10 protein-coding genes and 1 pseudogene are annotated in these 11671 nt (G+C 73.0%); 8 read left to right on the top strand and 3 right to left on the bottom strand.

What is annotated here, in order from left to right:
- Positions 1–173 precede the first annotated feature (173 nt).
- Complete coding sequence (locus E0504_RS48455) at positions 174–1760, top strand: rhodanese-like domain-containing protein (protein ID WP_131627938.1); 1587 nt, start codon at positions 174–176, stop codon at positions 1758–1760.
- A 156-nt stretch (positions 1761–1916) separates the two neighbouring features.
- Here the strand turns inward: E0504_RS48455 and E0504_RS48450 are convergent, their stop codons facing one another.
- Together E0504_RS48450 and E0504_RS48445 are read right to left on the bottom strand one after the other, a co-directional pair.
- The gene (locus tag E0504_RS48450) at positions 1917–2408 is read right to left on the bottom strand and encodes a cupin domain-containing protein (protein ID WP_112107722.1); all 492 of its coding nucleotides are present in this window, start codon (positions 2406–2408) and stop codon (positions 1917–1919) included.
- A gap of 26 nt (positions 2409–2434) precedes the next feature.
- Positions 2435–3004 (bottom strand): ABATE domain-containing protein, encoded by a 570-nt coding sequence (locus E0504_RS48445; protein WP_112107721.1) that lies wholly within the window; start codon positions 3002–3004, stop codon positions 2435–2437.
- A 178-nt stretch (positions 3005–3182) separates the two neighbouring features.
- Between E0504_RS48445 and E0504_RS54825 the strand changes: the two genes are divergently transcribed.
- The 7 genes and pseudogenes from E0504_RS54825 (at position 3183) to E0504_RS48420 (ending at position 10589) form a co-directional block, all read left to right on the top strand.
- A complete protein-coding gene (locus tag E0504_RS54825) occupies positions 3183–3275 on the top strand; it encodes a putative leader peptide (protein ID WP_368672099.1) in 93 nt (30 codons plus the stop codon).
- 245 nt (positions 3276–3520) lie between these two features.
- Entirely contained in the window at positions 3521–4744 is a 1224-nt protein-coding gene (locus E0504_RS48440; protein WP_131627936.1) for an LLM class flavin-dependent oxidoreductase, read from the top strand.
- Complete coding sequence (locus E0504_RS48435) at positions 4741–5862, top strand: LLM class flavin-dependent oxidoreductase (RefSeq protein ID WP_071066221.1); 1122 nt, start codon at positions 4741–4743, stop codon at positions 5860–5862. Before E0504_RS48440 ends, E0504_RS48435 begins: the two co-directional genes overlap by 4 nt.
- Positions 5863–6055: 193 nt before the next feature.
- Positions 6056–6804: pseudogene (locus E0504_RS53210) on the top strand (ABC transporter transmembrane domain-containing protein); the annotation flags it as partial.
- A 75-nt stretch (positions 6805–6879) separates the two neighbouring features.
- A complete protein-coding gene (locus E0504_RS53205; RefSeq protein WP_243657989.1) occupies positions 6880–7950 on the top strand; it encodes an ABC transporter ATP-binding protein in 1071 nt (356 codons plus the stop codon).
- Entirely contained in the window at positions 7947–9743 is a 1797-nt protein-coding gene (locus E0504_RS48425; protein ID WP_243657988.1) for an ABC transporter ATP-binding protein, read from the top strand. The genes E0504_RS53205 and E0504_RS48425 overlap by 4 nt, the downstream gene beginning before the upstream one ends.
- A gap of 204 nt (positions 9744–9947) precedes the next feature.
- Positions 9948–10589, top strand: a complete 642-nt coding sequence (locus tag E0504_RS48420) for a TetR/AcrR family transcriptional regulator (protein ID WP_112107718.1) — start codon at positions 9948–9950, stop codon at positions 10587–10589.
- Positions 10590–10821: 232 nt separating this feature from the next.
- Here the strand turns inward: E0504_RS48420 and E0504_RS48415 are convergent, their stop codons facing one another.
- Positions 10822–11565, bottom strand: coding sequence for an ABC transporter ATP-binding protein (locus E0504_RS48415; protein WP_112107717.1), 744 nt, complete (start codon positions 11563–11565; stop codon positions 10822–10824).
- Positions 11566–11671 lie beyond the last annotated feature (106 nt).

Below are 11671 nucleotides of genomic sequence, written 5' to 3'. Positions count from 1 at the left end.
CTTTTCAGACACCCTCTACTGACCTTTAATCCGTGGGGTCGAATAGAGGGCCGGGGGTGTCACGATCGGCTCCTCCTGACGTTCCCGCCCGCGTGACCAGGCTTCGGCCGCGCCCTTGCCAGGCGCGACCGGAGCACGGTCATGAGCCGACCGTCGAACCCGGAAGGACCACGATGACACCCCTGGAGATCTCGTCGGAACACGTGCGCGACCTGCTGCGGCGGGGCCAGGAGATCGCGCTCGTCGACGTGCGCGAGGAGGCGCTGTTCGCGCAGGGACATCCGCTGTGGGCAGCGAACATCCCGCTGTCACGCCTTGAGTTGGATGCCTGGGGGCGCATCCCCCGGCGCGACACTCTCGTGGCCGTCTACGGCGACGCCACCGCGACGGCGGAACGGGCCCACGAGATCCTGGTCGAGCTCGGATACACCCAGGTGCGCCGGCTGCTGGGCGGCCTGGACGGGTGGGCCGCCTCGGGCGGCGAGATGTTCATCGACGTCAACACCCCGAGCAAGGCGTTCGGGGAACTGGTCGCCTCGGTCCGGGGCACGCCGTCGGTCTCCGCTCCCGAGCTGCGGGCCCTGCTCGACGCGGGGAAGGACGTGGTGGTCGTCGACGCCCGCCGCCCCGACGAGTTCCACACGATGAGCATTCCGACGGCGACCAGCGTGCCCGGCGGGGAGCTGGTCCTGCGGATCCGTGAGCTGGCCGCCGACCCGGCGACCCAGGTGGTGGTCAACTGCGCCGGGCGCACCCGTAGCATCATCGGCGCCCAGTCGCGCATCAACTCCGGGCTGCCGAATCCGGTGGCGGCGTTGCGCAACGGCACGATCGGGTGGGTGCTCGCCGGCCAGGTTCTGGACCGCTCGGCCACCGCGGCCGCGCCGGTCCAGGTCGAACCGGCCCACCGTGAGGTCGCCCGGGCCGGTGCCCGGGCCGCCGCCGCCCGGGCCGGTGTCCGCTTCGCCGCGACCGCCGACCTGGTGGGACCGCCCCCGCCCGGCCGGACGGTCTATTTCCTCGACGTGCGCTCAGCGGCCGAGTACGAGGCAGGGCATCTGCCGGGCTTCCGTCACGCGCCGGGCGGACAGCTGGTTCAGGAGACCGACCACTACGCGCCGGTGCGCGGAGCCCGGATCGTGCTGGCCGACGACGACGGCGTCCGCGCGGCGATGACCGGTTCCTGGCTGGCCCAGATGGGCTGGGACACCTGGGTGGTGACTGATGTGGCCGCCGACGACCACACCGAGCGGGGCCGGCCGGTCTCCCCGGCGCCGGTGCCACCGGGCGTGCCGGCCGTCGCGCCCGGCGAGCTGGCGCGATGGCTGAGCGAGCCTTCCCGGGTGACGGTGGTCGTCGACGTGGGAGCCAGCCGTGCCTACGCCGCCGGGCACATACCCGGCGCGTGGCACGCGAGCCGCTCCCGCCTGGCCGTCGCGCTGCGGCACCTGCCGCGCGCGGACCGGCTCGTCCTCACCTCCGGCGACGGCCTGCTCGCGCGGTTCGCGACAGCCGACCTCGGCCGGCTCGCCGCGGTCTCGGCGTACGCCCTTGAGGATGGGACGGCGGGATGGCTGGCCAGCGGGAGATCAGTCGAGACGGAGCCCGCGCGTTACGCCGAGACACCCCTCGACCGCTACCGGCGTCCGTACGAGGGCACCGACAACAGCCGCTCGGCGATGGAGGCCTATCTCGAGTGGGAATACGGCCTGGTCGCGCAGCTCGACAGGGATGGCACCCACAACTTCCGGGTGATCTGACCCCGCTTCGCCGAGGAGGTGACCCAGGGCTGGCTGGCCCGGCGGGACTACCGCGACACCCTCGAGCTCTTCTTCAGTGAGATCGCCCGGTCCTGCGGCGCGAGCTGTCGAGCCGTCCGCTCGCCCCGGACCCGGTGCCCGCCGGCTGACCGCCTGTCAGTAGGTGTGCCAGTCCCGGCGGGTCGACGACGCCGGGTCGGCCGCGGCAGGTCCGACCCGGTGCAGACTCGGGAGGTTGACCACGATGGCCTCCTGCGTGGTGCGGGCGATCACGACGATGGCCTCCTCGTCGGGGTCGGGGTTCTCCTCGCGGTGCGGCACCCACGGCGGCACGTAGATGTAGTCACCGGGGCTGGTGTCGATCCGAATCTCCTCGTCGTTGTCCAGGAACACGAAAGCGGGGTTGCCCTTCACCACGTAGATGCCGGTCTCGGAGCGGCCGTGATGATGGTTGGCCGACGCGGTGGCCGCGGCGACGTGCGTCTGCCCCATCCAGAGATCGACGGATCCGACGGTGGCGCCGGAGAGCGCCGCGACCCTGCGCATGCCCTCGGTCTGGGCGGTGCGCGGGGAGAGGCCGACGGGCGTGACCCGGTGCAGCCTCCCGTGGAAGCCGTCGGGCGCCGGGTCGGGCGGCTTTGCGGACATGCGACCTCCACCGACTCTGGGAGCGTTCAGGCGCGGGCGGCCAGCCTGCGCCGGTAGTTGGCCGAGGCGGCCTTCTCGCCGCAGCGACGCATCGAGCACCAGCGTCGTTGGCCGGACGGGGAGCGGTCGAAGAACAGCGCGGCGCACCCCGAGCAGGCACGGACACGTCCGAGATCGGCGCCGGACAGCAGATTGATCGTGTCGCGTGCGATCACGGAGAAGGTGGCCGCGGTGTCCGGTTCCGCGGAGGCGATCTTCGCTCGCCCTGTCGCGCTCAGGAAGAAGACCGGAGTCGGGTGACGGCCGGTGATGTTGATGAGCCGGATGTCGTCCGCGTCCGGCTGCCGGCCGGCGATCAGCGCCCGGGCCGCGGCGTCGACGGCGGCCCGGAGGGCCTGCGCGGAGTGCAGGTCCTGCACGGTGAGCCCGCCGGCGGCGACAGGCAGACCGGTCAGCTCGAACCAGGCGGCGAGGTCGCCGGGCGTCGAGAGCATCTCGACCGACTGGTCCGAGGTGTCGCGCAGGGTCGCGACGAAGTCGAGACACAGGCTGCCCGCGCCGCGGTCGAACGCGTTCATCGCGTCGGCCTGGCCCACTGGGACACACCTCCTGAGGAACAGGGGATGCAGGATGAGACGCACGACTCATGCCTTGATGGGATGACGGGTACGACGGTAACACGCGGGCGTGGGCGTCACCCTGGCGTTATGTGGCGACGTAGTCACGGGTTTATCCCCTGTTGACACGCTCGCTCAATTCCGTCAGTCTGCGGACATGACCTCGGGCCTGCGTGCGGCGCAGCGGCGCCACGTCGATCTGCGACGGACGGCGAGCGCGCTCTGTCACGTCAGGCGGCCGGCGGTCTAGCCGACGCATCGGAGCCGTCGGCCGGCGGGTGACGCCGGCCGCTCGGTGGGCCACCCCGGGCACTCGCGCACGAGTGCCCGGCGGCACGCGTCGGATCCGCTCCGGGCGCCTCGTGCCGCAATGTTCACTTTCCCGATCGGCTTACAGGCGCTGGATGGCCGGCGCCCCGCCCGCATGCTCTCCCCCTGTCCCCCCTTCGTCCGAGCGCTGCCGACAGGTTCCGTGCCCGGGAAAGAGGTACCACCATGCCGGTCGAGTTCATTGGCCTGATAGCCACCCGCCCCGGTTCCGAGGCGAGCGGGTTCACCGGCGGTCCCCTCGTGGACCGCGACTTCACCCGGCGGTTCGCCGTCGCCCACGAGGACGCCGGCTTCGACCGCGTGCTCATCGGGTACAGCAGCGGATCGGTCGACAACCTCCAGGTCGCGGCCTACGCGGCGGCGCACACCGAGCGCCTCGGATACCTGGTCGCGCACCGGCCCGGAGTGGTGTTCCCCACCGTCGCCGCGCGCTACTTCGCCTCCCTCGACAACTTCTCTGCCGGCCGGGTGGCGATTCACATCATCACCGGCGGCAGCGACGCCGAGCAGCGGCGTGACGGCGGCTATCTCGACAAGGACGAGCGGTACGACCGCACGGACGAGTACCTGGAGGTGGTCCGCAGGACGTGGACCGCCACCGAGCCCTTCTCCCACCACGGCCGGTACTACCAGCTTGAGGACCACCTGTCCGCGGTGCCGCCGGTGCAGAAGCCGCACCTGCCGATCTACTTCGGCGGGTCGTCCGCGGCGGCCTACCGGGTGGGCGGCAAGCACGCCGATGTCTTCGCGCTGTGGGGCGAGCCGCTGGCCGAGACCGCCCAGCAGATCGCCTCCGTCAACGCCGCCGCGGCCGCGGCCGGCCGGACCACCCCGCCGCGCATCAGCGTGTCGTTCCGTCCGATCCTCGGTGCCACCGAGGAGCTGGCCTGGGAACGGGCGCACCGGATCCTGGCGCCGACCAGGGAGAACGTGAGCAAGGCCGCCGAGTACTTCAAGGAGTTCCGCGGCTTCAGTGGCAACCGCGACGCGCCGCAGAACGTCGGCTCGCAGCGGTTGCTGGCCGCCGCGGCCAAGGGCGAGCTGCACGACCGTGCGCTGTGGACGCCGCTCGCGGCGGCGATCGGCGGCGGCGGGAACTCCACGGCGCTGGTCGGCACACCGGAGACGGTGGCGGCGGCGTTGCTCGACTACGTCGACATCGGCGTCACGACGTTGTTGATCCGGGGCTACGACCCCTATGACGACGCGATCGACTACGGCCGGCACCTGATCCCGCTGGTGCGCGAGGAGATCGCCCGGTGCGACCGCGGCGAGGCGGCCCGGCGCGACGACGTCGCACCGGTGCCGGCGGCGCTGGCCGCGGCGCCCCGTGCCGGCGACCGCTCGCCGCAGGCCGCCGACGCGGCTGTGGGCGGTGCCGCGCGATGACCATCGAGATCATCGGCATGGTCGGCACCAAGGACATGTCCGAGACCCGGGGGACCTTCGACGGGCCGGTGGTCGACACCGACTACCTGACCCGCTTCGCCCAGGCGCATGACGAGGCCGGGTTCGACCGCGTCCTGATCGGCTACGGTGCCACCGGTCCGGACGGCTGGGCGATCGCCTCGCACGTGCTGTACTCGACGCAACGGCTCGGCGTGCTGATCGCGCACCGGCCCGGCTTCGTGGCGCCCACCCTGGTCGCCCGCAAGCTCGCCACGCTGGACGCGCTGACCGGTGGCCGCGGCCGGGTCGCGATCCACCACATCACCGGTGGCAGTGACACCGACCAGCGCCGTGACGGCGACTTCGCCGACCACGACACCCGCTATGAGCGGACCGCCGAGTTCATGAGCGTGCTGCGGCGCGCCCTGACCTCGGAGGTGCCGTTCGACCACGAGGGGCCGTTCTACCGGTTCGAAGGCGCCTTCAGCTCGGTCCGGCCGACGAGCCCCGGCGGCGTCCCGCTGTTCTTCGGCGGCCAGTCGGCGGGCGCGGTCGCCGCCGGCTCCGCGCACGCCGACGTCTACATGCTGTTCGGTGAGCCGCTCGAGCAGACCGCCGAGCGGATCGCCCTGCTGCGGGCGGAGGCCGCCAAGCACGGCCGGACGCTGCGGTTCAGCCTGTCGACCCGACCGATCGTCGCCGACACCGAGGAGGCGGCGTGGGAGCGCGCCGAGGCGATCCGGGCGGAGACCGCCCGGCGGATCGGTGCCGGCAACGGCCTGCTCGCCGCGAAGTACTTCGGCGAGCAGAAGAGCATCGCCTCCGACCGCATGCAGGACGCGGCCTCCCGGGCTGAGGTTCACGACGAGCGGCTGTGGTTCGCCATCACCGCGCTGACCGGTCCGGGCGGGAACTCGTCCGGGCACGTCGGTACGCCCGAGCAGGTGGCCGAGGCACTGTTGAAGTACTACGACCTCGGCATCGACCGGTTCCTGATCCGTGGCTTCGATCCGCTCGACGACGTCCGGCTGTGGGGAGGAGGGCTGGTACCGGCGCTGCGGGCCGGAGTGGCGGCCCGTGACGCCGGGCGGGGCACGCCGGTCGCCGTCCCGGCGTGACGCGGCACGCGCCAGCCGAGCGGAGACGGTACGGCGGCTGGCCGCTCCTTCCTTCGGCCCCGTCCCGGTCCCCGTCCCGTCTCTCGCCTGCCACCCGCCGGCCGCGGCGGCTCGCCCCACCACGGCGCTCCTGGTGAGGGGCGGACCGGGACTGGCGCTGGTGACGGCGGCGGTGGGGCGCCACCGGCGGCTGATGGCCGCCGGGATCGGCGCCGGCCTGCTCTGGACGGCGACGAAGCTCGCCGCGCTGCTGCTCGTCGCGCACACGGTCGACGCCGGGGTGCTCGGCGACGACTCCGGCCAGCTGTGGCTCGGGGTCGTGCTCTTCGCCGGGCTGGCGGTGGTCGGCGCCGGGTTCGCCGGGCTACGTCGTTACTACGGGCAGTGCCTCGCCTACGTGGTGGAGGCGGACCTGCGGGACCGGCTGCTGGCGCGGGTGGTGCGGCTGCCGGCGGCGTTCCACGACCGGCACCCCAGCGGCGTCCTGGTCGCCCGGGCCACGACCGACCTGCAACAGGCCCAGCAGCCCGTGATCAACATCCCGATCATGGTCTCCAACCTGGTGATGCTGGTCGGGACGGCGATCCTGCTGGCCCGGATCGACCCGGTGCTGACGGTGGTCGCGATGGCACCGGCCGTGGCGGTGTTCGCGGTCGCCGTCCGGTTGACCCGGCGGCTGGGGCCACGGGCGTTGGACCTGCAGTCCGAGCTCGGCGTGCTGGCCAGCACCGTGGAGGAGTCGATCGCCGGGTGCGCACCACCAAGGGCCTCGGTACCGAGGACGACGAGCGGCGCCGCGTCCGCGACCAGGCCGGTCAGGTGCAGCGGGCGGCGCTGCGGCTGAACTCGGTCCGCGCGACCTATCTGCCGCTGGCCGAACTGCTTCCGGCGTTCGGCCTGGTCGGTGTGCTGTGGATCGGCGGGCTGCGGGTCGCCGACGGGGCTTTGACGGTCGGCGAGCTGGTCCAGTTCAGCTACTTCGGGCTGTTGATCGTCGGCCCGCTGCGGATCGCCGGCATGACCGCGTCCCAGCTGAAGCGCGCGGTGGTGTCGGCCGGGCTGGTCGCCGCGATCCTCGACGAGGAGCAGGAACCGGCCGCGGCCGGAACCAGGGCCGGAAGCACGGCCGACCCCGGAGCCGAGACCACGGCCGGAGGCACAGCCGGCACCGCGGCCCGAACCGCCACGACGGGCACGACGGGCACGGCCCGGGCGGCAGCCCGGAGGACCGCCCCGGCAACGGCGCCTGTCTCGGCGACCGCCGGGCCCGGCGGCGGGCTTGAGGTGCGGTTCGAGGGGGTGACGTTCGGCTACGCGCCGGGTCGTCAGGTGCTCCGGGAGCTTGACCTGGTGGTGCCGGCCGGCGAGTGCGTCGCCGTGGTCGGTGCGACCGGCAGCGGCAAGTCCACCCTCGGCGCGCTGGTGCCCCGCTTCTACGACGTCGGCGCCGGCCGGGTCTGCGTCGGCGGCCGCGACGTCCGGGCCTGGTCGCTCGCCGACCTGCGCGCCCAGCTGGGCGTCGGGTTCGAGGACGCGTTCCTGTTCAGCGGGACGGTCCGCGACAATCTCCGGTTCGGCGCGCCGGAGGCCGATGACGAACAGCTCCGGGCGGCGGTCCGGCTCGCCGGGGCGCAGGACGTGGTGGCGGGCCGGCCGGGCGGCTACGACGCGCTGGTCGGCGAGCGTGGCCTCGGCCTGTCCGGCGGCCAGCGACAGCGGCTGGCGCTGGCCCGCACCCTGCTCGCGGACCCACCGGTGCTGCTGCTGGACTCGCCGACCAGCGCGGTGGACCCGGCGAAGGAGGCCGAGATCGTCGCCTCGCTGGCGACCGTGGTCAGGGGACGGACGACGATCCTTGTCGCGCACCGGCCCGCCGTCATCGGCCTCGCCGACCGGGTCGTGCTGCTCGAAGGCGGCCGGGTCGCTGCCACCGGCACCCATGAGGACCTGCTCGAGAGCTCGCCACGCTATCGGCGGGTGCTGGTCGCCCACTCCGGCGACCTGGACGATCCCGACGCCGACCCCGGCCCTGGTCCCGACCCTGGCCCTGGGGCGCCGGCGGGCCGTGGCGCCCTGGCGCTGTCATGACGTCCCCGACCGGTGTGACTCCGACCGGCACGACCCCGACCGGCGCGACCCGGACCGGGACCACCCCCGCCGGCGGCCCGCCGCCAGGCAGGCCGTCGCCGCCGGGCCGCGGCAGCCTGCTGGCGCGGACGCTGACGCTGCTGCGGCCGCGCTGGCCGGCGGTCGCGCTGGCGGCGCTGCTGCTTGTCACGACCACGGCGACGGCGTTGGCCGGGCCCTGGATCCTGCGTTACGCCATCGACGAAGGTCTGGTCGGGGACCGGCCCGACACCGGCGTGATCACTCGCGCCGGCATGCTCTACCTGGGCCTGGCCGTGGCTGGCCTGGTGCTCGCCCGGCTGCAGGTCGAGCTGGTGGGGCGGATCGGCGAGTGGTTCGTGCGCGAGCTGCGCAGCCGCACCGTCGACCACGTCATGTCAATGTCGGTGCGCTACTTCGACCGCACCCCGGCGGGGACCCTGGTGTCCCGGATGACCGCGGACGTCGACGCGCTGCAGGACGCCGTCCAGCTCGGAGTCGTGCCGTTCGCGCAGGCGGTGCTCACCCTCGCCTTCCTGGTCACCGTGCTGGTCGCGTTGTCGTGGCAGCTCGCGCTGGTCTGCCTGCTGCCGGCGGCGGCGCTGGTCGCGGCGACGGTGTGGTTCCGCCGCGCCTCCCGCTCGGCGTTCGCCCGGGTGCGTGACCGCGTCGCGGACACCGTGACCGAGCTGACCGAGCGGCTCGCCGGGCTTCGGGTGGTCCGGGCGTTCCGCCAGGAGCCCGCGGCGACCGCGTCGTTGCTGGGGCGCAGCGGCCGGCAGCTCGACGCCAACGTCACGGCGGTGCGGATCCAGTCGGTCTACCTCACCGCCATGGAGTTCGCGACCGTCGGGAGCATCGCGGCGGTACTGGCCGCCGGAGGCGCCCTCGCCGCACGGGACGCGGTGACCGTGGGCACCCTCAGCGCCTTCGTGCTCTACCTGCTGCTCGCCTTCGAGCCGGTGCAGTCGCTGAGCTTCCTGGTCACGGTGCTCGAATCGGCGGCCGCGGCGCTGCGTAAGATCTACGGCCTGCTCGACGAGCCGGTGGACCTCCTGGAGGGCACCCGGGAGCTGCCGGACGTCGGTCCGCTCCACGCCGAGGACGTCGGTTTCCGGTATGCCGACGGTCAGCCTGAGGTCCTGCGCGGGGTGCGCCTGACGATCAGGCCCGGCGAGCGGGTGGCACTGGTCGGGCCGACCGGCGCCGGCAAGTCAACGCTCGCCAAGCTGATGGCACGGCTGTTCGACCCCACCGCCGGCCGGGTCGGCTACGCCGGCGTGGACCTGCGGGACGTGACCCGGCGGGCGCTGCGGTCGCGGGTCGTGATGGTCGCCCAGGACGGACAGCTGACCAACGGCACGCTGGCGCACAACCTGCTGGCGGTGCGGCCCGGCGCCACCCGCGAGGAGCTGGCCGGTGCGCTGGCGTCGGTCGGCGCCGGCGGCTGGCTCGACAGCCTGCCCGACGGCCTCGCCACCCAGGTCGGCGAGGGCGGGGCGCTGCTGTCGGCGGGCGAGCGGCAGCTCGTCGCGCTCGCCCGCGTGTGCCTGCTCGACGCGGACGTCGTCGTGCTCGACGAGGCCACCTCCGGGCTGGACCCCGGAACGGAGAAGCTCGTGGAGGCCGCGGTGGCCGCGGCAACGGCCGGCCGGGCCGTGCTCATCGTCGCCCACCGGACGTCGACGATCCGTGGCGCGGACCGGGTCGTCCTCGTCACCACCGACGGCGTCACCGAGCTCGGCTCTCACGACGAGCTGCCAGTGCCGTCGTAGCCGTCTCCAAGCCCACAGGGCGCCGGCGGCCGGGTGCGGGCACCAGCGAGATCCAGCGCAACATCATCGCTCAGCAGGCCTGCCGCCTGCCCCGGGGCCGGGAAGACTTTCTTCCGCTTACGCCGTGCGCAAGCGGAGGGTATCCTTCCGTTTGGTGGCCGTCATCACTCGGCGGCGGGTTGCCGGGCAGGGAGGTCCTGAGGCGTGACAGCGGGATCGCCGGAGCGGTTACGTGCGGATGCGCGCCGTAACCGCCGCAAGATCCTGGCAACAGCCGCACTCGCGTTCGTCGAGGACGGCCCGTACGTGCCCATGGAGGAGATCGCCCGCCGTGCCGGTGTCGGCGTCGGCACGCTCTACCGGCACTTCCCGGACCGGGATGCGCTGATCATGGCGGTCGTGCGGGACAACCTGGCCGCCACGCTGGTCAGGGCACGCCAGGCCGCGGCGGAGGAGGAACAGGCGTGGGACGCGCTGGTACGGAGCATGAGCGCGTCCGACGAGACCCGGCTCGTGCTGCGCCTGCCCACTCTCTTCTCGCCGGCGATCGTGGCGGCGATCCAGGCCGACCCTGAGATCCGGCGGATCCGCCGCGAACTCGTCGCAGTGATCGACGGCCTCGTCCGCAGGGCACAGAACGAGGGGTCGCTGCGTGCCGATGTGGGCACCGGCGACCTCATCCATCTCTTCTCGTTGCTGCTGCGCGGTGTCCGGAGGACACCCGACGACACGGCGGACGTCGCCCTTGAACGCGCGCAGGCGGTCATCCTCGACGGCCTGCGTGCCCATTCAGGAGACCTGTTGCCCGGCCGGCCGCTCAGCGCGACCGATCTGGAGGCGGAATGACCGGCCGGCGCGGCGCCATGGCGGGAACGGTCGATCAGCCGGGGACGGCTGAACCGGGAGGGGGATGTGCCTGGTGCGAGGGTCGATCTTCAGGCCGAGGAGGTAGTGCAGGGGCGCCCGGTGCGGTGCGGGTGGACCACCCGCACCGCACCGGGCGCATCGCTCCAGACAGGACGCCCGGGCCGACTTTCGGCACCCGGAGGACCCGTCCAACCTGACAGCTCAGAGCCCGTCAGCTGGTAGCAACGGCAGAGCTCTGATCGACTTCCGCGTCGTGAATGCCGAGGTAGGCGTTCTCCAGAAGCTCGGGGGCGGCGGCCAGCTCCTTCGCCGGCCCGCGCAGGACGATGTTGCCGCGGTTGAGGACGGCCGCGGCGTCGGCTACCTCGAGGGCGAGGTTGACGTGCTGTTCGACCAGGACCACCGCGCACTTGTGATCGGTGGCGATGCGACTGACGGTGGCGAACAGACCCTCGACGATCAGGGGTGCCAGGCCCATGCTGAGCTCGTCGATCAGCAGCACCCGGGGCTGCTGGATCAGGGCTCGAGCCATGACCAGCATCTGCTGCTCGCCGCCGGAGAGCGCCCCTGCCGGCAGGGTCCACCGCTTCTCGAGAGCTGGGAAGGACTCGAGAAGCTCTTTCGGCTTGGGGCTGTTGCGCCTGGCCGCCACCCGGATGTTCTCCTCGACGGAAAGGGTGGTGAACAGGCAGCGGTTGTCGGGGACGAGTACCACGCCGGCCGCGTTCGCCGCGGTGGGTCGGCCGCTGCGCAGCCGCGCGCCGTCGACGCTGACGGTTCCCCCCTGAGCGGGCAGCAGCCCGGACAGGGTCAGCAGCAGCGTGGTCTTGCCGGCGCCGTTCGGACCGAGCAGGGCCAGCACCGACCCGGCCTCGACCGCGAGATCGACGTTCCGGAATGCGGTGGTGCTGCCTCTGCCGCCGGTGAGGTCGGCGCACTCCAGGCGGATGGTCATCGGGTCACCGCCGAGGATGTGGTCGCTGCCGAGGGTGCCGTCAACGGTGGAGTGGTTTCCGCCGCCGGTGGGGTGGTTTCCGCGGCTGGCGATGGGATGGTTTCCG

This window comes from Parafrankia sp. BMG5.11, from assembly GCF_004337455.1.
This window is presented reverse-complemented; position numbering and strand designations above follow the sequence as displayed.